The sequence below is a fragment of the Janthinobacterium sp. LPB2021202312-11-4 genome (assembly GCF_037049705.1).
Lineage (GTDB): Bacteria > Pseudomonadota > Gammaproteobacteria > Pseudomonadales > Pseudomonadaceae > Aquipseudomonas.
In genome coordinates this window covers 231892-252212 of record NZ_JBAGKV010000003.1, presented here as the reverse complement: position 1 = coordinate 252212, position 20321 = coordinate 231892, and the positions used below count along the sequence as shown (strand labels likewise).

The following is a 20321-nucleotide window of genomic DNA, read 5'->3' as shown; positions in this document are numbered from 1 at the left end:
TGTGGCTGATGCCGCCATCGCGAGCAAGCTTTGCTCCTACAGGTTACCGCTGATCCGTAGGAGCAAGGCTTGCCCGCGAAGAGGCCTTCAAAAGCAGCGAAAATCCCGGATCAGTCGTTGGTCAATTTGCCGACGCGAAACGCCTCACGCCCGGCAACCTTCGCCTGCCACGTCCCCGGCTGGGTATAGCGCCCACGATCAATCGCAAACAACACGCCGCTGGTCCCGGCCGTCACGGTGGTGACCCGGTCGTTCAACGGATCGACCACTTCAAACAGCGCATCGCCCTGCTCGACCCATTCGCCGGAATCACGCAGAAAACTCACCACGCCGTGGTGCGGGGCGAACAGGTACTCGGTGCCGGCGAACGGCATGCCTTCGCAGCACTCGCTCGGGGCCGCCGGCCAGGTGCCGGCGATAAAACCCTGTTCGGCGAGGAACCCCAGAATCGCCTCGCAATTGGCCTGGGCCTGATCGACGCGGGTGTCGCCCATGCTGCCCAGCTCCAGCGTCGTCGCCAGGTTGGCCGGTGGAATCGCCGCGTCCGGGAACAACTGCGCCAGGCGCAACCACGGTGTCGAGCACGACTCATCGAACGAGCTGCCGCCGGAGTCTTCGCACAACAACGCCACGCCCGCCTTCAACCGCGCCGCCAGGGACTGCCATTGCGGCCAGTGTTGCGGCAACGCGTACAGGTGAATCGCCGCGTCGAAGTCGCAGTGCAAATCCAGGGTGATGTCAGCTTCGCAGGCGTGGCGCAGTAACAAACGGTGCATGGCTTCCAGTTGCGAGGCCGGCGCCGGCAGACCGTCGAGCACCTGGCCCATGGTCTGGCGAATCAGCGCGATATTGGCCTCGGCATCATCGCCCAACTGAGCACCGATCAATGCGGAGACCGGTGCGCTCAGTTCGACGAACGCACGGTTGAAATTCTTGCCGCTGCCCAGTTCAAAGCGACCCATGTGCGCGCCTTGCAGGTGCTGGTCAAGACCGATGGGGTTGGCCACTGGCACCAGTTCGATCACGCCCTGCAACTGGCCCTGGGTTTCGAGTTCGGCCAGGCGTTTTTTCAGCTCCCAGGCCGTGCGCATGCCCGGCAGTTCGTCGGCGTGCAGGCTGGCCTGGATGTAAACCTTGCGGGTGCCCGTGCCATAACGAAACACGCTGAGGGTGCGTTCGGTGCCCAAATGGCTCCACGGCAATGGATGGTCGATACGTTGCATATACGGGTCCTGTCGATGCCTAAGCGTAGGAGCTGCCGAAGGCTGCGATCTTTTGATTTTGCTTTTAAAAACAAGATCAAAAGATCGCAGCCTTCGGCAGCTCCTACAGGGGAAATGTGTTCGCAGGATAGATCATGAAGGCATAAAAAAAATGGCCACCGCGTCAACGGTAGCCACTTTTTTATCCGGCTGGATTACTCGCCGCCGTACACATCAAAGTTGAAGTACTTATCCTGCACTTGCTTGTACTTGCCGTTGGCGCGGATCTCGGTGATGGCGGTGTTGAATTGGTCAGCCAGCGCCGTGTCACCCTTGCGCACAGCGATACCGGCGCCGCCGCCGAAGTACTTGGCGTCTTCATAGGTCGGGCCGACGAATTCGAAGCCTTTGCCGGCGTCGGTTTTCAGGAAACCGTCACTCAAGTTGACCGAGTCGGCCAGCATCGCGTCGATACGACCGGAGACCATGTCCAGGTTCGCTTCCTGCTGGGAGCCGTAGCGCACCAGCTCGATCCCGGCCGGAACCAGCACTTCGGTGGCGTAGCGGTCGTGGGTACTGGCGCGCAGCACACCGACTTTCTTGCCCTTGAGCTCGGTCAGCGGGTCTTTGACGTCGGAACCTTGCTTCATCACGAAGCGCGCCGGGGTGTGGTAGTACTTGATGGTGAAGTCGACGTTTTTCTTGCGGTCGTCAGTAATGGTCATGGACGACAGGATCGCGTCGATTTTCTTCACTTTCAGGGCCGGGATCAGGCCGTCGAACTCTTGCTCGACCCACACGCACTTCACTTTCATCTGCTCACACAGCGCGTCGCCGATGTCCACGTCGAAACCGGTGAGTTTGCCGTCAGGGGTTTTCATCGAGAATGGCGGGTAACCGGCTTCGATACCGATGCGAATCGGCTTGGCGTCTTCGGCCACAGCGGTCAGGGACAACATCGACAGTGCCAGGGCACCGAACATCACTAGCTTCTTCATTTATAACTCCTGTGTGCGGAGGCTTTTATTGGCAGCTTTCGATTGGTCGCTTTCGGTCGGGTGAAAACCGAAGTGGCCGGCAGTCTAGAGCGGTGGCTGGAGGGCAAATTGTGTTTAAGCGACAAATACTTATAGAAAAGTGGCCTGCGGATTGTGCGGTTTAGACCTGTGCGCCACGGCAGTGCAAGGACTGTAGGACAAGACTCTGTTTCGGATAAAACCTACAAGGTTTTGGCGCTGATCTGACTGAACAGTCGCAGCAAAAACACCGCCGACCTGTCGCTGGCGATGGCAGTGGTTTTGCGGCACATTGGTCGCCATTCTTCCATCCGCCAGAGAACCGTGATGCCCGAGTTGAACCTGATCCAGCACCACCCTGCCGAAGGTCCGGGGGCGATTGCCAAATGGGCGAGCCTGCGCGGGATCACGCTGAAGGTTTTTCGCGCCGATCTCGGGCAGTTGCCGCCCGTGGGTGCGGAGCCCGTCATTGTGCTGGGCGGGCCTTATGAATCCAACGCGGGGCCGGCGTGGCTGGAAGCGGAACGCCAGTGGCTGGCGGCCACCCTTGAGCAAGGCGCGGCGGTGTTTGCGATTTGCCTGGGGGCGCAGTTGTTGGCCCTGAGCCTGGGCGGGACGGTGCGGCGCATGGCCCGTCCCGAAACCGGCTGGACCACCGTCAGCTTCACGGATGGCCAGGCATTGAACGTGTTGGAATGGCACGAAGACGCGATCGATTTGCCGCCCGGCGCGCAGTTACTCGCCAGCAGCGCGGCGTGCGCGCAGCAGATGTATCGGGTCGGACCGACGCGGGTGGGGTTGCAGTTTCATCCGGAGTGGGATGCCGGTTCGGTGGCGATGCTTAACCAGCACTTTGCCGAGGAATCGCCGTTGCCACGGGATCAGGATGACAGTGCCGCCCATGCGGCGGTGTTTGAGTGGTTGCGGGGGACGCTGGATCAGTGGTGGGTTGCAGTGTGAAAAGTCATTGTAGGAGCAAGGCTTGCCCGCGATGGCGATCTCAAGGATGACATCGCGAGCAAGCTTTGCTCCTACAGCGGCTACCTCAACACTCGCAACTGACCACCGCGCTGGCCGGTCGCACCACCTCAACACTCAACTCAAACCCCTCATCGAGCCACCCCGTCACCCCGCCGATCATCTCCTTCACCGGGTAACCCAGCGCCGCCAGTTTCACCGCAGCCTTGTTGGCGCCGTTGCAATGCGGGCCGGCGCAATAGACCACGAACACCGTGGACGTGGGATAAATCGCCAATGTGTCAGCGCTCATCAGCCGCCCCGGAATGTTGATCGCTCCCGGTACATGCCCGCGCTCGAAGGCCTGCGGGCCCCGGGTGTCCACCAGTACAAAGTCCACCTCCCCGGCCTGTTGGCTGCCATAGACGTCGGAACAATCGGTTTCAAAGGTCAGGCGATTGCTGAAATGCATCAGGGCAATGGCCGACGGTGCTGCAGGAATGGCGCGAACCAGGCTGGTCATGGGTGTACTCCATCGTCTCGGTGGGTGTAGGCAAACTTTATCTGCCCGGCACTTGCGGCTACAGTGGCGCACAAGACACCTACCGGGAACTTTCCGCCAAATGCAGCCCCGCCCTGGATTAGTCGCGATTCTGGCCTACGACGGCCTCTGTACGTTCGAGTTCGGCATCGCCGTAGAGATCTTCGGGCTCGCCCGGCCGGAATTTGATTTCCCGTGGTATGAGCATCGAATCGCCGCCGTGGATGAAGGCCCAATGCGCGCCATGGGCGGCATTCAAGTGCTGGCGGACGGCGGCATGGAACTGTTGGAAACCGCTCGGACCATCATCGTTCCCGGTTGGCGCGACCGTGAGGCCCCAGTGCCCGAGGCGTTGCTCGTCGCGTTGCGCCAGGCCCATGCCCGAGGTGCGAGATTGCTTTCGAACTGTTCAGGGGTGTTTGTGCTGGCGGCTACCGGTTTACTCGACGGTCATCGCGCCACCACCCATTGGCGCTACACCTCGGAGCTGGCCGAACGTTTCCCGAATATTTTGGTGGACCCGGACGTGCTCTACGTCGATTCGGGTCAGTTGATTACTTCGGCCGGCAGCGCCGCCGGGATCGACGCCTGCCTGCACCTGGTGGCACGGGACTTCGGCACCCAAGTCGCCAACTCGGTGGCGCGGCGACTGGTGATGTCGCCGCAACGCACCGGCGGTCAGGCGCAGTTTATTCCTACACCCGTCAGTCCAACGCCCCGCAGCGATTTGTCCCGCGTCATGCAATGGGCCCGGGAGCGCTTGCACGAACCACTGGAAGTGCGTGACCTGGCCAGTGAGGCGGCGATGAGTGAACGCACGTTCCTGCGGCGTTTTACTGAAGCCAGCGGCCAGTCACCCAAGACCTGGTTGCAGCATCAACGCCTGGCCCGGGCCCGGGAGTTACTGGAGAGTACAAACCAGAACACCGAGCAGATCGCCGAGCATTGCGGCTATCGGTCGGTGGAAAGTTTCCGGGTGGCGTTTCGCAGCGTGGTCGGGGTGCCGCCATCGGTGTATCGGGAGCGGTTTGGTCGTGAAGCCCAAGTCATTTCTTGAGGTGTTGCCACTGGCCCCTTCGCGGGCAAGCCTCGCTCCTACGGATCACCTCGACCTGTAGGAGCGAGGCTTGCCCGCGAAAGCGTCCGCCCAGACGCCGCCAACTTCAAGGCTTGCGCAACAAATAGGTATCCATAATCCACCCATTCGCCAGCCGTGCCGCTTTGCGCACCCGCTCAATCTCATCCGCCACGTCCTTGAGCTTGCCGCTGATCAGGATTTCATCCGACGTGCCCAAGTAGGCCCCCCAGTAAATCTCTGTCTCCTTATCCGCCACCTGCTGGTAGGAATCTTCGGCGTCGAGCATCACCACCAGACTGTCAGCCTCACTCACCTGCCCCGCTGCCAACCGCCGGCCCGTGGTGATTTCAATCGAGCGACCAATGCGATTCAACGGCACCTTATGTTGCGCCGCCAACGCCTGGACGCTGGTAATGCCGGGGATTACCTCGAACTCAAACGCACAACGCCCCGAGGCCAGGATCGACTGCAAGATCCGCACGGTGCTGTCGTACAACGCCGGGTCGCCCCAGATCAGGAAACCGCCGCACTGACCGTCGGATATTTCCTCGTTGATCAGGCGTTCGAAGGTTTGTTGCTTGGCCAGGTTCAGATCTTCGACACTGGCCTTGTAGTCCACGTCGCCGCGTTCCCGCTCCGGGCTGTGGGCTTCGACGAAACGATAGGCGTGATCAGTGATGTAGCGCTCGCAGATCTCGCGCCGCAGGTCGATCAGCTTGTCCTTGCTCTGGCCCTTGTCCATGAGGAAAAACACATCGGCCCGGTTCAACGCCTTGACGGCTTGCATCGTGATGTAGTCCGGGTTGCCGGCGCCAATACCGATGACCAGCAAAGTTTTCATCAAAACGCTCCTTCAGGCTCGGTGCTCATCAAGCGTAGCCGCCAGCGTCCGGTGAACCGCAGTTCGATGGCCGACAACGGTTCGACATCGATCAGGTTGAACGCCTGGCTTTGCAGTACGTGGGTCAACGCCGCGCGAATAACGTAAGGATGGGTGATGGCGATGATATGGCCCGGTGTGGCCTCCAGCGTCGCCAGCCACGCCGCCGCCCGTTCGCCGAGTTGCATCACCGACTCACCGCCGTGGGGTGCGGAATGCGGGTCTTCGATCCAGTCCTGGAGCGCGTCGGGTTCATTCTTTTGCAGATCACCGATCCGCAGGCCTCGCCAACGACCGAAATCGCAGTCCCTCAACGCCTCGACCACCTGCGCATCGCTGCCGAACAGTTCGGCGGTCTGACGGGTCCGGGCTTCGGGACCACACAGCAGGCGCGGCGCCACCTTGGAGGTGCCACGACGGGAACACTTCGCCGACTGCCAAACCATTTCAACCGGCTCATCCGTAGGAAAACGCGACAGTTTTTGTGCGACGGTTCGGGCGTGGCAAATCAGGGTCAAACGGGTCGCCTGCACGGGCAATCACTCTTTCATTGGAAGGCAAAACGGCAACATGCCGCAAACAATTGCCCGATTGTGCCGCAAGACGATCGGTTAAGGCGCAAAACCTGTGGGGGCAGGTTTGCTGGCGAAAGCGGTGTGTCAGGCGATCCCCATGCTGGCTGAAACGGCCTATTAGCGAGCAAGCTCGCTTCCACAGAGATTTCAGGTCATTTAAACGGCGATCTCCGACATCGCTATGGGCAATGTCCTACACGCTCAGTCGACATCCGTGTAGCCCTTATGGCACGGGCCTTTCGCCCCATTTTGGAGCCTCGCCATCCCGTGTAAAAATTCACTAGACATGTAGCGTGAGTTACATAAATACTGTTTTAGCGAATTGTGAAATGAAACCGACACATCCATCCAGCAGGAGCCCGGATGCCCCCTCTTAGAGACCTGATCACCGATCCCGGCCTGGACCTCACGCCGTCGGAACGCAAAGTCATCCGCGCCTTGCTGGACCAGTACCCGCGTAACGGACTGGGCCCGATGTCGCGTCTGGCTGAACATGCCGGTGTCAGCGATCCGACGATTGTGCGGCTGGTGAAAAAACTCGGGTTTGGCGGTTACGCCGAATTCCAGGATGCCCTGCTCAGCGACATGGACCATCGCCTGCGCTCCCCCAGTACCTTGTTGCAGCCGCGCGCCCATTCGCAAAAAGACGATCCGTGGAGCCATTACCTGGCGGAAACCCATCGTTCCCTGGTGGAAACCCAGGCCCTGACCCAACCCGAAGATGTGCGCATCCTCGTGGAATGGCTGCTTGATGCCCGCCATCAGGTGCATTGCTTCGGCGGGCGCTTCAGCAGTTTCCTCGCCAACTATTTGCTCAACCATCTGCGCCTGCTGCGCCCCGGCTGTTGCGCCCTGGAAGACAACGCGCAATTGCCGGATCGCCTGTTCGACGTGCAGCGCCAGGACGTGGTGCTGGTGTTCGACTATCGCCGTTACCAGTCCCAGGCCATGCGCGTGGCCAGTGCGGCGAAAAATCGTTATGCGCGGGTGGTGTTGTTTACCGACATCTATTCTTCGCCATTGCGGGAAATGGCCGACCTGATCATCAGCGCCCCGGTGGAATCGGTGTCGGCGTTCGACAGCATGGTCCCGGCGCTGGCGCAGATTGAAGCGCTGATTGCCTGCCTGACCTTGCGCAGCCCGGACCTGGCCGATCGCCTGGAAGGCATCGATGCCCTGCGCACCGACTTCGACACTCATTTGCTGGAGGAAAAATAAGGATGTTTACGCTCCCCCACCACTCGCCTCGCGACCTGCCGTTTGTCACCGATCACACCGCGCTGCTGTTGGTCGACATGCAACGGGCCTGGCTCGAACCGCAGTTCGACCCGCACCTCAATGACCCCGATGCCGAATACTTTCTGACCCGTACCCACATGCAAGTGGTGCCCAATCAACGGCGGCTGCTCAGCGCGTTTCGCGGCGCTGGGCAGAACGTGCTGCACACCCTGATCGAAAGCCTCACCGCCGATGGCCGCGACCGCTCGCTGGACCACAAACTCTCGGACATGCACCTGCCCAAGGGCAGCCCGCAAGCGCGAATCATCGACGACCTGACGCCGACAGAAAACGAAGTGGTGCTGCCCAAGACGTCGTCCGGGGTCTTCAACTCCACCAACATTGACTACGTGCTGCGCAACCTGGAGGTGCGGCATCTGGTCATCGCCGGCATCGTCACCGACCAATGCGTGGACATGGCGGTGCGTGACGCCGCCGACCGTGGTTACCTGGTGACGCTGGTGGAAGACGCCTGCGCCACCTACAGCGCGCAACGGCATCAGGCCTGCCTCAACGCGATCAAAGGTTATTGCTGGATCACCGACACGCAAACCGTGCTCGGCCGTTTGCAGGAGCTGCAGCCATGAGCGCACGCCTGGTGCCGGTGCCGATGACCACGATTGTCACCACCGACCTGATCGGCGTGACCCGTGGCCGTTCCTTTCCCACCGACGAACTGGAGCATTACCTCGCCGCCGGTTGCGGTTGGGTGCCGGCCAACAGTGCGCTGACCCCGCAAGACATCATCGCCTCGACCAATCCGTGGGGCGCCTACGGTGACTTGCGGCTGATCCCGGACTTGAGCAGCCGGGTGATCGTCGCCAATGGCCCCGATGCCAACGCCCCGGCGCTGGATTTCATTCACGGCGACATTTGCGAAACCGATGGCCGACCGTGGGGCGCTTGCCCGCGCACGTTGCTGCGTAATGAAGTGGAGCGCTATCGAGCGGAACTCGGGGTGCAGGTCAACGCGGCGTTTGAACATGAATTCAATCTAGCCTGCGGGGCGGCGGAACACCTGGCGTTCACCCTTGAAGCCCAGCGCCAGGGCGCCGAATTCGGCGGTTGGCTGCTCAGCGCCTTGCGCGCGGGGGGCGTCGAGCCGGAAATGTTTCTGCCGGAATATGGCAAGCATCAGTACGAAATCACCTGCCGCCCGACACTCGGTGTCGCGGCCGCCGACCGCGCGGTGAACGTGCGCGAGATCACCCGGGAAATCGCCCGGCAAATGGACCTGGACCTGAGCTTCGCGCCCAAAACGGCCGAACACGCGGTGTGCAACGGCGTGCACTTGCACATCAGCCTGCAAGACCTGGAAGGGCAGCCGTTGCTGTACGACGCCGGCACCATCAATGGCCTGTCGACCCAGGGCCAGCATTGGGCCGCCGGGGTCTTGCAATATCTGCCGGCACTCTGCGCATTTACCGCGCCGACACCGGTGTCCTACGAGCGCTTGCAGCCCCATCACTGGAGCGCTTCCTATGCCTGCCTCGGCCAGCGCAACCGCGAAGCGGCGCTGCGGATCTGCCCGACCGTGAGCCTGGGCGGCAAATCCGTGGCGGCGCAGTACAACCTCGAATTCCGCGCCATGGACGCCACCGCCTCGCCGCACCTGGCCATGGCCGCCGTCCTGATTGCCGGCCGACTGGGCATCGAACAACGCCTGGCGCTGAACGCAATCACCGATGAAATCCCCGATGCGCTGAACGACGAACAACGCCGGGCTCGCGGCATTGTTGCCCTACCCGCCTCACTGCCCCAGGCCCTGGATTGCCTGCGCCACAGCGAGGCGCTGATCGAAGCGTTGCCCAAGGCCTTGCTCGACACCTATTTCGCCCTGAAAACCGAGGAACTGACGCTGACGGAACAGCTCTCGCCCGCCGACCTTTGTGAGCACTATGCGCGTCTCTACTGATTCCGTTGAACAGGGGCTTTTCACGCAGCCCCCGTACACCCTGAGCCGGGAAACCTCCGAGCACCCGTTGATTCTGGTGTGCGAACACGCCAGCCATTTCATTCCGCCGGCATTGAACGACCTGGGCCTGAGCGCTGAGGCTGCCCGCGAGCACATTGCCTGGGACATCGGCGCCCTGGCGCTGGCTGAGTGCCTGTCCGAAACCCTCGGCGTGACGCTGCTGGCGGCGAATTACTCGCGACTGTTGATCGACCTCAATCGACCGCGCCATGCACCGGATAGCATTCCGCCCCAGAGCGAGATTTATCAGGTACCGGGCAACCAGCAACTGGACGAAGCCACCCGGGAATACCGGCGGCAGACGCTGTTCAAGCCGTTTCATACGCGGCTGCAAACCTTGATCGACAAGCGTATCGCGCAGGGTCGTGCGGTCCGCGTGGTGGGCATTCACAGTTTTACTCCGGTTTATTACGGCCAGCCCCGGCCCCTGGAGGCCGGCGTGTTGTTCGGCGAAGCCAGGGAGTACGCCCAACGGGTGATCGAAGGGCTGAGTCGCCATCCACTGAAAGTGGCCGGCAATCAGCCGTACAAGATCGACCCGCTGGGGGACATGACCGTGCCGGTGCACGGTGATGCTCGCGGGCTCGAATCGGTGTTGATCGAGGTGCGCAACGACCTGCTGCGCACCCCCGAAACAATTAAACGCTGGGCCGATTACCTGGCCCCGCTGCTGTAGGCAAACAAAAGCGCTGCGCGCAGTACGCGATAAAAACCAAAACTGACCGATGTGATGGCAAGGAGAGCGGCTTCATGGAAATAGAAGAATTCGGCTACAAGCAGGAGTTGAAACGTAGCCTGAGCCTGACGGACCTGGTGGTGTACGGGATGATCTTCATGATCCCCATCGCCCCGTTTGGCGTGTATGGCTATGTCAACGCCGAGGCCCCGGGGATGGTGCCGCTGGCCTACATCATCGGCATGGTCGCCATGCTGTTCACCGCCCTGAGCTACGGCAGCATGGCCCGGGCTTTTCCGATTGCCGGCTCGGTGTATTCCTACGCGCAACGGGGCCTGAATCAACACGTCGGGTTTATCGCCGGTTGGTTGATGCTGCTTGATTACCTGTTGATCCCGCCGCTGTTGTACGTGTACGCGGCCATGGCGCTGAATCACCTGTACCCGGACATCCCGAAAGTCGGTTTCATCCTGGCGTTCCTGGTCAGCGCGACCTTCGTCAACCTGCGGGGCATCACCTTCACCGCGCGGATGAACATCGTGTTTCTGCTGGCGCAACTGGTGGTGTTGGGGATTTTCCTGTTCTACGCCTGGAATGCCCTGCACAACGGTGGCGGTCACGGTGAGCTGACCTTGGCACCGCTGTACAACCCGCAAACCTTCAACTTTGCCCTGCTGATGCAAGCGGTGTCGATTGCGGTGCTGTCGTTCCTTGGCTTCGATGCGATTTCCACCCTCGCTGAAGAGATCAAGGGCGACCCGGGCCGCAGCGTCGGCAAGGCTGCATTGATTACCTTGGTGGTGATGGGCGTGATCTTCGTCGTACAGACCTGGATTGCCACGGACCTGGCGGCCGGCATGGGCTTCAAGTCCGCCGACACCGCGTTCTATGAAATCGCCGAAATCGCCGCCGGCAGTTGGCTGGCGACGCTCACCGGCGTGGCGACTGCGCTGGCCTGGGGCGTGGCGGTGGCCATCACCTCGCAAGCGGCGGTGTCGCGGCTGCTGTTCGGCATGGCGCGGGACGGCAAACTGCCGAAAGTACTGGCCAAGGTCCATCCGAAACACAACACACCGTACATCAGCATTTACCTGGTGGCCGTGTTGTCGCTGGTGATCTGCTACCTGTTCATCAACTCGGTGGACACCCTCACCTCGCTGGTGAACTTCGGCGCGTTGAGCGGCTTCATGCTGCTGCACCTGACCGTGATCAATTACTACTGGCGCCGGCAGAAGTCCGGCCAGGTGATCCGTCACCTGCTGTGCCCGGTGATCGGCTTCGTGATCGTCGCAGCCATCATGTACAACATGGGCGTCGATGCACAAAAACTCGGCTTGATCTGGATTGCCCTGGGTCTGGTCTACCTGTTTTTCCTGAACAAGCTCGGCGCCAGCACGACGCTGCCCGACCCAAGCAACGTCTGACAACAAAAAGGGCGGCGTCTGACACAAAATCAGGCGACCGCCGCTTTAATGCGTGGAAACCGACAGTGATAGTCAGGTTCGACGGCACGCCGCCGAACCCTTTGATACAGGAGTACATCCATGCTGGTCTTACGCCCAGTCGAGTTAACCGACCTGCCCCAGTTACAACAACTGGCCCGTGACAGCCTGGTGGGCGTCACGTCCCTGCCCGATGACAGCGAACGCCTGCGCGAGAAGATCCTCGATTCCTGCGCCTCGTTCGACAAAGACGTTGAAGGCAACGGCCCGGAGAACTACTTTTTCGTCCTCGAAGATTTGGCCAGTCAACGCCTGGCCGGGTGTTCGGAAGTCCTCGCCACCGCCGGGTTCAGCGAGCCGTTCTACAGCCTGCGCAACCGCCACTTCACCAGCGCCTCCCGGGAACTGAACATCGAGCACGGCGTGCCGGCGCTGTCCTTGTGCCACGACCTCAGCGGCCACACCTTGCTGCGCGGCTTTCACATCGATGCCGAACGGGTGGGCACGCCGTTTTCCGAGTTGCTGTCGCGGGCGCGGTTGCTGTTCATCGCCGCCCATGCGCCGCGTTTTGCCGAGGCGGTAATCACGGAAATCGTCGGCTACAGCGATGAGCAGGGCCAGTCGCCGTTCTGGGATGCCCTGGGCAAGCATTTTTTCGACCTGCCGTATGTCGAGGCCGAACGGCTTTGTGGCCTGGAAAGCCGCACCTTCCTCGCCGAACTGATGCCGCAATACCCGATCTACGTGCCGATGCTGCCGCCCGCAGCCCAGGCCTGCATCGGCCGGATTCACCCCGATGGCCAGGAGGCGTTCGACATCCTGGCGCGCGAAGGTTTTGAGACCAACAGCTACATCGACCTGTTCGACGGTGGCCCGACCCTGTACGCGCGCACCTCGAACATTCGTTCCATCGCCCGCAGCCACACCGCAGTTGCCCAGTTGGCCGAGGGCATCGACGCCCGTGGCAGTTACCTGGTGAGCAACGATTCACTCAAGGATTTTCGAGCCATCGTCGCCGAACTGGATTACAACGCCGGACAACCGGTCGGTTTGAGCGCCGAGATGTGTGCCGCCCTGAACGTGACCGATGGCAGCCCGATCCGGCTGATCGCCCTGTGAGCAACGCCCGGCCCCGCGCCCAACGACAGCGCCCGAACAGGCGCGCAAAAGGAACTGCCTCATGATCGTTCGTCCGGTTCAAATCACTGATTTGCCTGCCCTGCTGGCGCTGGTGCAACAGGCCGGCCCCGGGTTCACCACCCTGCCGGCCAATGAAGATCGCCTGACCCACCGCGTGCGCTGGGCGCAACGGACTTTCGCCGAACAAGTCGAGCGGGCTGACGCCGATTACCTGTTCGTGCTTGAGGACGACGATCAGCGCGTGGTCGGGGTCAGCGCCCTGACCGGCGCCGTCGGCATGCGCGAGCCCTGGTACAACTACCGGGTCGGGTTGACGGTCAGCTCGTCGGCGGACCTGGGCATTCAGCGGCACATTCCGACCCTGTTCCTGAACAACGAAATGACCGGCCAATCGGAACTCTGCTCGCTGTTCCTGCGGCCCGATCAGCGCGAAGGTTGCAACGGTCGATTGCTGTCGCTGGGACGCTTGCTGTTCGTCGCCGAGTTCCCGCAACTGTTTGGCGACAAACTCATCGCCGAACTGCGCGGCAGCGCCGACGAACAAGGCCGGTCGCCATTCTGGGACAGCCTGGGGCGGCACTTTTTCAAAATGGACTTCAGCTACGCCGATCATTTGTCGGGGATGGGCAACAAATCCTTCATCGCCGAACTGATGCCCCGTCAACCGCTCTACACCTGCCTGCTCACCGAACAGGCCCAGGCCGTGATCGGCAAGGCGCACCCGAACACCGAACCGGCGCTGAAAATCCTCAATGCCGAAGGCTTTGCCCATAAGGATTACATAGACATCTTCGACGGCGGGCCCGTGATAGAAGCCCAGGTCTCGAAAATCCGTGCGGTGCGCGACAGCCAGCCGCTGGCGCTGGCCATCGGCACCCCGGACGACCAGGCCCCGGTGTGGCTGATCCACAACCGCCGCATGGAAAACTGCCGCATCACCGCCGCCAGGGCCCGGCTAGTGGGCAACAGCCTGATCGTCGACCGCCTCACGGCCAAGCGTTTGCAGTTGCAACCGGGGGATTCGGTACGGGCGGTGCCGTTGTTGAATCAGCAGCAGCAAGCCGTGGCGGCCTGATTAGTTTCTGAAGCCTCCCACATCCCTGTGGCGAGGGGGCTCGCCCCCGTTGGGCTGCGAAGCGGCCCCAAAACCTGCCACCCCATTTTTACTGTTGTACCGCATCGCCTGATTGACGACGGCTTCGCAGCCGGACGGGGGCAAGCCCCCTCGCCACCGGTATTTCAGCGCTCGCACGATCACTTTCAGCGCAAGCCCCCTGCCATAGGGTGCGGTATCGTTTCACCTGTCCGAAAATTCGTCATCCTCCTGACCCCGCTCGCGTGATAGCCTTTTGTTCCTTCGGCGTTGACACTTTTGCTCAAGCCCTTCCATTCCAATGCAGTGGTGGAACTTATATGTCCAGGCTTTCTCATCAAGATTTGCGCCGTAACTTTCGCCAATTGCTGGCTTCCGACACGTGCTACCACACCGCCTCAGTGTTCGACCCGATGTCGGCGCGCATTGCCGCTGACCTGGGTTTTGAGGTCGGGATTCTCGGCGGCTCGGTCGCCTCGTTGCAGGTACTGGGCGCCCCTGACTTCGCCTTGATCACCCTCAGCGAATTCGCCGAACAGGCCACCCGCATCGGCCGCGTGGCCCAATTGCCGGTAATCGCCGACGCCGACCACGGCTACGGCAACGCCCTCAACGTGATGCGCACCATCGTCGAACTGGAACGCGCCGGCATCGCCGCCCTGACCATCGAAGACACCCTGCTGCCGGCCCAATTCGGCCGCAAGTCCACCGACTTGATCGGCGTGGCCGAAGGCGTCGGCAAGATTCGCGCGGCGCTGGAAGCCCGGGTCGACAAGGAAATGGCCATCATCGCCCGTACCAACGCCGGCATCCTGCCAATCCAGGAAATCATCAGCCGCACCCAGCAATACCAAAACGCCGGGGCCGACGGGATTTGCATGGTCGGCGTCCAGGATTTCGACCAACTGGAAAAAATCGCCGAGCACCTGAGCGTGCCGCTGATGCTGGTCACCTACGGCAACCCGGCGCTGCGCGACGACAAACGCCTCGCGGAACTCGGTGTGCGGGTGACCATCGACGGCCACGGCGCCTACTTCGCCGCGATCAAGGCCACCTACGACAGCCTGCGCGAACAACGCCAGATCTTTACCCAGGCCTCGGATTTGAGCGCGACCGAGCTGACGCACACCTACACCCAACCTGAGGATTACATCCGTTGGGCGGAAGAGTTTATGCGCGTCAAGGAGTGATGCGTCGGACGTCACGACGCCTTCGCGAGCAAGCTCGCTCCCACAGGGGATCTCGGCTGAACACATCATTAGTGATCAACACTGGATCAATGTGGGGCTTGCTCGCGAAAGCGCCAGCCGCAACACTGCTAAATAGAGGCCTTGTATCCCTCCTCCCGCTGCACCGCCCGCTTCTGGATCACATTCAGCACCGCGCAACCTTCTCGCGCCAACAAATGTACCGCCCGGGTAACGCGGGTCAGGTCGCAATCGGACGTGTCCTTGAGGTTGAGGCTGGACAAAGTGTCCATAAGGTCACGAACCACGGTGAAACGGTGCATGGCACAGGCAGCCATCTCGCTTAATTCTTTTTGGGTATTGATGAAGAGCACCGGGGTTTCGGCGTCATAGGTATCGATGGGGAGAAAACGGGGCATAACTTCGAACATAGGGACAACTCCAGGTTGAGCTTCCACCGTTCGCGGCCAAGCGATTTAAGGTGGCGGCTGTGTGCGGGTTGGCCGACCGGTACCTGAAAGACCCGGCACACCCGCAGGTGTCCCGCGCACAGCCGCCATAACACGCATGACGCTGTTGCGTTTCAGATAGTCGACCGGCCAAGGTCGTTCGCGGTGTTTTCCGCGAGCCCGAACTATAGGGGTCGATACCAAAACGCGGCAACAGGGTACGTTGTAGGAAACGTCTTGAAAAGTTGTACGCCGGCGAATGATCGCCCGCACCCGCTGTAGGAACGCTAATTCACCAATCGCGCAAACTCTTGTGACGAGGGGGCTTGCCCCCACTCGGCTGCGCAGCAGTCGTAAAATCGGCGGGGGCGGTTTACCTGAAAAAATGCGACTACAGGTTTTTGGAGCCGCTTCGAAGCCCGACGGGTGCAAGCCCCCTCGCCACAGGGGACTGCATCCACTCTGAGGAAGCGTGTTGTGGCTTAGTGCTTGGCCAACTCCATAATCATCCGCGACAACAGATAAATCCGCGGTGCCACGCTTTCAACTTCCGCGTATTCCTCCGGCGTATGGATGTTGCCGCCGACAATCCCGAAGCCGTCCAGCGTCGGCGTGCCCACGCCCGCAGACAAGCTCGCATCCGCCGCCCCGCCGCTGCCTTCTTCGGTCAACTTGCGGCCAATTTCGCCGTAAATACCTTGGGCCATAGCCATCAAGCGATCGGACTCCGGGGTTTGTGGCATCGGCGGCAAGCCGCGTTGCAGGGTGGTGGTGACTTCGGTGTCCGGGATCAACTTGTCCTGGGACACCCGCGCCAGGTCTTTCTCGATGCGGTCGAACTCTTCCGGCACCGCTGCGCGCACGTCAGCCTTGGCGGTGGCCTGGTCCGGGATCACGTTGGTGCGGTCGCCGGCCTTGAGCACGGTGAAGTTGATGGTGGTTTTTTTCGCTTCGTCGCCCAGTTTGCCCAATTGCAGGATCTGGTGCGCCGCTTCCATCGCGGCGTTGCGACCCAGTTCCGGCGCGACGCCGGCGTGGGCGGCTTTGCCTTTCACTTCGACCACTGCGGTGGCGCTGCCCTTGCGCCACACCACCAGGCCATCTGCCGGGCGCCCCGGTTCGAGGTTGAGGGTCACGTCGTGGGCCTTGGCGGTTTTCTTGATCAGGTCGGTGGCGACGTCCGAGCCGGTTTCTTCGCTGGCGTCCAGCAGGAAGGTGATCTGGGCGTAGTCCTTGAAGTCGAGGTTCTTCAGGATTTTCAGCGCGTAGATTCCGGCGACGATGCCGCCCTTGTCGTCCATCACGCCCGGCCCGTAGGCACGGCCGTCCTTGATGTGGAACGGACGCTCGGCAGCCGAACCTTCCTTGAACACGGTGTCCATGTGCGCCATCAGCAGGATTTTTGCCTTGCCGGTGCCTTTGAGCGTGGCGATCACGTGGCTGCTTTTGTCCGGCGTGTTGGGTACGAGTTCGATGCTGAAACCGAGCTTTTTCAACTCGTCGACGGCGATGTCGCGCACTTGGCCCAGGCCGGGCTCATAGCCGGAACCGGAGTCGATATTGACCAGTTTTTCCAGCAGCTTCAGGGCTTCGGCCTTGTATTGCTCGGAATCGGCGAGGACTTGTTTGTGCGGTTCGGCGAAGGCTGGGGAGGTGAAAGCGCCGAGGGCGAGGGTCAATGCGAGACTGGTGAGTTTGAACGTCATGAATCGATCCTTGTTTCGTGTCGGGGGGTGAAAAACACCCTACCTGACAACGGCGCGAGGCTCTATACCGGATGCGACATCGAGCGTTTGGCTTTAGACCCAGAGTCGGCGTTCGCGAGCAGGCTCGCTCCCACAAGCGATCTGAGTGAGGCACAGGTCTAGTGGGAGCGGGCTTGCTCGCGAAAGGGTCGTGTCAGTCGACATCACCATTGACTGACACTGCACCTTCGCGAGCAAGCCCGCTCCCACAGGGGATTTGTGGTGACTCGGTTAGACCGAATCAAACAATTCACGATGCGGCTTGCCATCGCAGCAAATCACCCGATTACGCCCGGTGGTCTTGGCTTCATAGAGCGCCTGATCCGCATCGTTGAGCCACAACGTCGCATCGATATGCGCCGGATTGAACGCGGCCAAACCAATACTCAGGCTGACTTTCAGCGCCGGACTTTGCTCATAACCCAACGTGGCGAAGCGATCACGCAACGCATCCATCGCGGCGGCGGCGCTGTTGAGCGGCAAGTCCGGGAGGATCACGCAGAACTCGTCACCGCCATAACGCCCGGCCACGTCCGCCGCCCGCAGGTTCTGCTTGAGCATTTTGCTCAACTGGCGCAGGACAATGTCGCCGGCGACATGGCCGTAGGTGTCGTTGATGGTTTTGAAGTGGTCGATGTCGATCAGCGCAATCGCACCGCCCTGATTCTGCCGTTGGCAGCGCTGGAATTCGACTTCCAACTGATCTTTCCAGGCGCCATGGTTCAGCAGGCCGGTGAGGCTGTCGGTGCGGCTCAGGGCCAGCAATTCGCGTTTTTGCCGGCCAAGGGTGATGGCCTGGCGAAAGCAGATCCAGCCCAATGCCAGCGGGTACAGGCACATCAATGGCAAGCAGGCGTAGAGCTGCAATGGACTGGTTTGCGGAATGAACGCGGGGGTGAATACCAGGAAACCGACGCCCAGCCCGAGGATTTGCGCCACGGTCCCGGCCAGGAGAAACCGCAAGCCACCAATGGCTACGTTGTTCATGGCCATCATCGAAATCGTGGTCGCGCTGGGCAATGGATTGAATTGCATGGCCGCGACCCAGAAGCCGCCGAGAAAGGCGTCCACCAGCAAGTTACGGTGCTCGGCATGATAAGGAAGTGTGGCGCGGCGAGCCCACTGGTAAGCCAAATGCGGCCAGACAGCGGCGTTGAACAACATCAGCCCCCAGACCCAGGGCGCCGGATCGAGCGGGTACATCGCTGCGCTCACGCACAACAATCCCAGGGCCAGCCCCAGGGTTCGCGATGTGTAAAGCCTCCTGGCCAGTGAAAGTCCCTTTCCTCCCGTTCTTGCCATAGAGGCCTCTGCCACCTGACGGAATCTGATAACACCGGGGGTTGCGGGTGTGAAAGGGAGTCTATCAGGGCGACGGCAAATAGCCATCACCGGCTGGCGGTGAATACCGCGCTATCTGTGATCAATGACACCACCTGCCGAGGTCCGCATTCTCCTGTAAGAGCAAGGCTTGCCCGCGATCAACGATAAGGCGGTCTATCAGGTTCACCGCGTTATCGTTGATCGCGGGCAAGCCTTGCTCCTACAAACAAAAGCGGGGGCATGGGCGCGCAGATTGGCTATACATGATGGGAGGGTTCGTTAAACAACCACAAAAAAGGAGACCCATGCAGACCTATCAGGTGTTGATCATCGGCAGCGGTTTTGGTGGCCAGTGTGCGGCGGTCAATTTGCTCAAGGCGGGGATCAGTGATTTTCGCCTGTTGGAACGGCGGGACTTTTTCGGCGGCACCTGGTGCCAGAACACCTACCCCGGTGCCGCCGTCGACGTACCCTCGCCGCTGTATTCGCTGTCCTTCGCCCCGTACCGGTGGACGCAGATGTTCGCCGAACAGGCTGAACTGCACCGCTACACCCAACATGTGGTGGAGCACTTCGGCCTGCGCGAAAAAGTGGAACTGGACGCCAATGTCGAGGCCATTGAATGGGATGACACCGCAAAACGCTGGTCGGTGCACACCGCTACGAAAGGCACGTTCTACGCGCAGTTCCTGATTAACGCGACAGGACCGCTGAGCCAACCGGTGATCCCACACTTCGACGGCATGGAGCGCTTCCAAGGCAAAACCTTTCACACCAATCATTGGGACCATTCCTACGACTACAGCGGTAAACGCGTCGCCATCGTCGGCAGCGGTGCCAGTGCGGCGCAGGTGATCCCGGCGATTGCGCCCGATGTCGAGCACCTGCACGTGTTCCAGCGCTCGGCACACTGGGTTTTACCCCGGGCCGACCGCACGTTCGGGCGCTTCCAGCGCTGGCTGCTCGGATTGAAACCGGCCTACAAGCTGCTGCGCTGGATGATTTACTGGCAATTCGAAACCCGGGTAATTGCCTTCAAGTACTCCAAACCGGCAATTCATCTGGTTCAGCAGCAGGCCCTGCGCTTCCTCAAGCGCCAGGTGCCCGACCCCGAATTACGCCGTAAATTGACCCCGGATTTCACCATCGGCTGCAAACGGGTGGTGGTTTCCAGCACGCTGTACCCGGCGCTCAGCCGGCCGAATGTAACGCTGCACAGTCGCGAACAGGGGATTGCCTCCCTCGATGAAACCGGGATCAACACCCTGGACGGCCAGCACATCGACGTCGATCTGATCGTCTGGTCCACCGGTTACGACGCCACCGACGGGGTGATTTCCTACCCGGTCACCGGCAAGCACGGCAAACGCCTGAAAGACTTCTGGGCCCAGTACCCTCGGGCGTATCTGGGCACCAGCCTGCCGGACTTCCCCAACCTGTTTATCGTCACCGGGCCCAACACCGGCATCGGCCATACCTCGGCGCTGTTCATCATCGAATCCCAGATGAATTACATCCTCGGCTGCATCCGCGCCTTAAAAGAACAAGGCCTGCGCAGCATTGAGGTGCGCCCCGAGGCGGAACGTACCTACACTCAAATGATCCACCGGGAAATGGAACGCACAGTGTGGAAGTCCGGGGGCTGCCACAGTTGGTATCAAAGCAAGAGCGGTCATGTGATCGCCATGTTTCCGGGATTCAGTTTCAGCTATCACCGCTTGACCCGAACGCTGAAACCCGCTGACCACATTCTGTCCTGATCAC

Annotated in this window: 19 protein-coding genes; 11 read left to right on the top strand and 8 right to left on the bottom strand. The window is 61.0% G+C overall.

What is annotated here, in order from left to right; genetic code table 11:
* Positions 1-110: 110 nt before the first annotated feature.
* Together V5E99_RS05120 and V5E99_RS05115 are read right to left on the bottom strand one after the other, a co-directional pair.
* Entirely contained in the window at positions 111-1223 is a 1113-nt protein-coding gene (locus V5E99_RS05120; protein WP_499801439.1) for a succinylglutamate desuccinylase/aspartoacylase family protein, read from the bottom strand.
* Between the two features lie 194 nt (positions 1224-1417).
* Positions 1418-2200 (bottom strand): ABC transporter substrate-binding protein, encoded by a 783-nt coding sequence (locus tag V5E99_RS05115; protein WP_499801438.1) that lies wholly within the window; start codon positions 2198-2200, stop codon positions 1418-1420.
* 345 nt (positions 2201-2545) lie between these two features.
* Between V5E99_RS05115 and V5E99_RS05110 the strand changes: the two genes are divergently transcribed.
* Complete coding sequence (locus V5E99_RS05110; protein WP_499801437.1) at positions 2546-3178, top strand: type 1 glutamine amidotransferase; 633 nt, start codon at positions 2546-2548, stop codon at positions 3176-3178.
* Positions 3179-3263: 85 nt separating this feature from the next.
* On the opposite strand, the gene V5E99_RS05105 is transcribed toward V5E99_RS05110, so the two are convergent.
* Positions 3264-3698 (bottom strand): rhodanese-like domain-containing protein, encoded by a 435-nt coding sequence (locus V5E99_RS05105; RefSeq protein WP_499801436.1) that lies wholly within the window; start codon positions 3696-3698, stop codon positions 3264-3266.
* Positions 3699-3798: 100 nt separating this feature from the next.
* Between V5E99_RS05105 and ftrA the strand changes: the two genes are divergently transcribed.
* Positions 3799-4773, top strand: coding sequence for a transcriptional regulator FtrA (gene ftrA, locus V5E99_RS05100; protein WP_499801435.1), 975 nt, complete (start codon positions 3799-3801; stop codon positions 4771-4773).
* Between the two features lie 106 nt (positions 4774-4879).
* Here the strand turns inward: ftrA and cobF are convergent, their stop codons facing one another.
* Entirely contained in the window at positions 4880-5635 is a 756-nt protein-coding gene (gene cobF, locus V5E99_RS05095) for a precorrin-6A synthase (deacetylating) (protein ID WP_499801434.1), read from the bottom strand.
* Positions 5635-6207, bottom strand: coding sequence for a histidine phosphatase family protein (locus V5E99_RS05090; RefSeq protein WP_499801433.1), 573 nt, complete (start codon positions 6205-6207; stop codon positions 5635-5637). Before V5E99_RS05090 ends, cobF begins: the two co-directional genes overlap by 1 nt.
* Before the next feature lie 405 nt (positions 6208-6612).
* Between V5E99_RS05090 and V5E99_RS05085 the strand changes: the two genes are divergently transcribed.
* From V5E99_RS05085 to V5E99_RS05050, 8 genes are all read left to right on the top strand, one after another.
* Positions 6613-7467: a MurR/RpiR family transcriptional regulator gene (locus V5E99_RS05085; RefSeq protein ID WP_499801432.1), complete on the top strand. Its 855-nt coding sequence runs from the start codon at positions 6613-6615 to the stop codon at positions 7465-7467.
* 2 nt (positions 7468-7469) lie between these two features.
* Positions 7470-8114: a cysteine hydrolase family protein gene (locus V5E99_RS05080; RefSeq protein ID WP_499801431.1), complete on the top strand. Its 645-nt coding sequence runs from the start codon at positions 7470-7472 to the stop codon at positions 8112-8114.
* Positions 8111-9442, top strand: a complete 1332-nt coding sequence (locus V5E99_RS05075; RefSeq protein ID WP_499801430.1) for a type I glutamate--ammonia ligase — start codon at positions 8111-8113, stop codon at positions 9440-9442. The genes V5E99_RS05080 and V5E99_RS05075 overlap by 4 nt, the downstream gene beginning before the upstream one ends.
* Positions 9426-10178, top strand: coding sequence for an N-formylglutamate amidohydrolase (locus V5E99_RS05070; RefSeq protein ID WP_499801429.1), 753 nt, complete (start codon positions 9426-9428; stop codon positions 10176-10178). Before V5E99_RS05075 ends, V5E99_RS05070 begins: the two co-directional genes overlap by 17 nt.
* Before the next feature lie 74 nt (positions 10179-10252).
* Positions 10253-11602: an APC family permease gene (locus V5E99_RS05065; RefSeq protein WP_499801428.1), complete on the top strand. Its 1350-nt coding sequence runs from the start codon at positions 10253-10255 to the stop codon at positions 11600-11602.
* A 120-nt stretch (positions 11603-11722) separates the two neighbouring features.
* Positions 11723-12739, top strand: coding sequence for an arginine N-succinyltransferase (locus tag V5E99_RS05060; RefSeq protein WP_499801427.1), 1017 nt, complete (start codon positions 11723-11725; stop codon positions 12737-12739).
* A gap of 61 nt (positions 12740-12800) precedes the next feature.
* Positions 12801-13835, top strand: coding sequence for an arginine N-succinyltransferase (astA, locus tag V5E99_RS05055; protein ID WP_499801426.1), 1035 nt, complete (start codon positions 12801-12803; stop codon positions 13833-13835).
* A 338-nt stretch (positions 13836-14173) separates the two neighbouring features.
* Positions 14174-15043 (top strand): isocitrate lyase/PEP mutase family protein, encoded by an 870-nt coding sequence (locus V5E99_RS05050; protein WP_123513478.1) that lies wholly within the window; start codon positions 14174-14176, stop codon positions 15041-15043.
* A 128-nt stretch (positions 15044-15171) separates the two neighbouring features.
* On the opposite strand, the gene V5E99_RS05045 is transcribed toward V5E99_RS05050, so the two are convergent.
* From V5E99_RS05045 to V5E99_RS05035, 3 genes are all read right to left on the bottom strand, one after another.
* Positions 15172-15471, bottom strand: a complete 300-nt coding sequence (locus tag V5E99_RS05045) for a hypothetical protein (protein ID WP_499801425.1) — start codon at positions 15469-15471, stop codon at positions 15172-15174.
* Positions 15472-15971: 500 nt separating this feature from the next.
* Positions 15972-17195: a M20/M25/M40 family metallo-hydrolase gene (locus V5E99_RS05040; RefSeq protein ID WP_499801424.1), complete on the bottom strand. Its 1224-nt coding sequence runs from the start codon at positions 17193-17195 to the stop codon at positions 15972-15974.
* A gap of 270 nt (positions 17196-17465) precedes the next feature.
* Positions 17466-18536, bottom strand: a complete 1071-nt coding sequence (locus V5E99_RS05035; RefSeq protein ID WP_499801423.1) for a diguanylate cyclase — start codon at positions 18534-18536, stop codon at positions 17466-17468.
* Between the two features lie 326 nt (positions 18537-18862).
* On the opposite strand from V5E99_RS05035, the gene V5E99_RS05030 reads away from it, so the two are divergent.
* On the top strand, positions 18863-20317 hold the full coding sequence (locus V5E99_RS05030; RefSeq protein ID WP_499801422.1) for a flavin-containing monooxygenase: 1455 nt from the start codon (positions 18863-18865) through the stop codon (positions 20315-20317).
* Positions 20318-20321: the final 4 nt, after the last annotated feature.

Coding starts and splice junctions, on each gene's coding strand:
- V5E99_RS05080 (WP_499801431.1), top strand. CDS start 7,470: ATGTTTACGCTCCCCCACCACTCGCCTCGCGACCTGCCGTTTGTCACC.
- V5E99_RS05065 (WP_499801428.1), top strand. CDS start 10,253: ATGGAAATAGAAGAATTCGGCTACAAGCAGGAGTTGAAACGTAGCCTG.
- ftrA (WP_499801435.1), top strand. CDS start 3,799: ATGCAGCCCCGCCCTGGATTAGTCGCGATTCTGGCCTACGACGGCCTC.
- astA (WP_499801426.1), top strand. CDS start 12,801: ATGATCGTTCGTCCGGTTCAAATCACTGATTTGCCTGCCCTGCTGGCG.
- V5E99_RS05050 (WP_123513478.1), top strand. CDS start 14,174: ATGTCCAGGCTTTCTCATCAAGATTTGCGCCGTAACTTTCGCCAATTG.
- cobF (WP_499801434.1), bottom strand. CDS start 5,635: ATGAAAACTTTGCTGGTCATCGGTATTGGCGCCGGCAACCCGGACTAC.
- V5E99_RS05075 (WP_499801430.1), top strand. CDS start 8,111: ATGAGCGCACGCCTGGTGCCGGTGCCGATGACCACGATTGTCACCACC.
- V5E99_RS05105 (WP_499801436.1), bottom strand. CDS start 3,698: ATGACCAGCCTGGTTCGCGCCATTCCTGCAGCACCGTCGGCCATTGCC.
- V5E99_RS05070 (WP_499801429.1), top strand. CDS start 9,426: ATGCGCGTCTCTACTGATTCCGTTGAACAGGGGCTTTTCACGCAGCCC.
- V5E99_RS05035 (WP_499801423.1), bottom strand. CDS start 18,536: ATGGCAAGAACGGGAGGAAAGGGACTTTCACTGGCCAGGAGGCTTTAC.
- V5E99_RS05110 (WP_499801437.1), top strand. CDS start 2,546: ATGCCCGAGTTGAACCTGATCCAGCACCACCCTGCCGAAGGTCCGGGG.
- V5E99_RS05085 (WP_499801432.1), top strand. CDS start 6,613: ATGCCCCCTCTTAGAGACCTGATCACCGATCCCGGCCTGGACCTCACG.
- V5E99_RS05045 (WP_499801425.1), bottom strand. CDS start 15,471: ATGTTCGAAGTTATGCCCCGTTTTCTCCCCATCGATACCTATGACGCC.
- V5E99_RS05030 (WP_499801422.1), top strand. CDS start 18,863: ATGCAGACCTATCAGGTGTTGATCATCGGCAGCGGTTTTGGTGGCCAG.
- V5E99_RS05115 (WP_499801438.1), bottom strand. CDS start 2,200: ATGAAGAAGCTAGTGATGTTCGGTGCCCTGGCACTGTCGATGTTGTCC.
- V5E99_RS05120 (WP_499801439.1), bottom strand. CDS start 1,223: ATGCAACGTATCGACCATCCATTGCCGTGGAGCCATTTGGGCACCGAA.
- V5E99_RS05060 (WP_499801427.1), top strand. CDS start 11,723: ATGCTGGTCTTACGCCCAGTCGAGTTAACCGACCTGCCCCAGTTACAA.
- V5E99_RS05040 (WP_499801424.1), bottom strand. CDS start 17,195: ATGACGTTCAAACTCACCAGTCTCGCATTGACCCTCGCCCTCGGCGCT.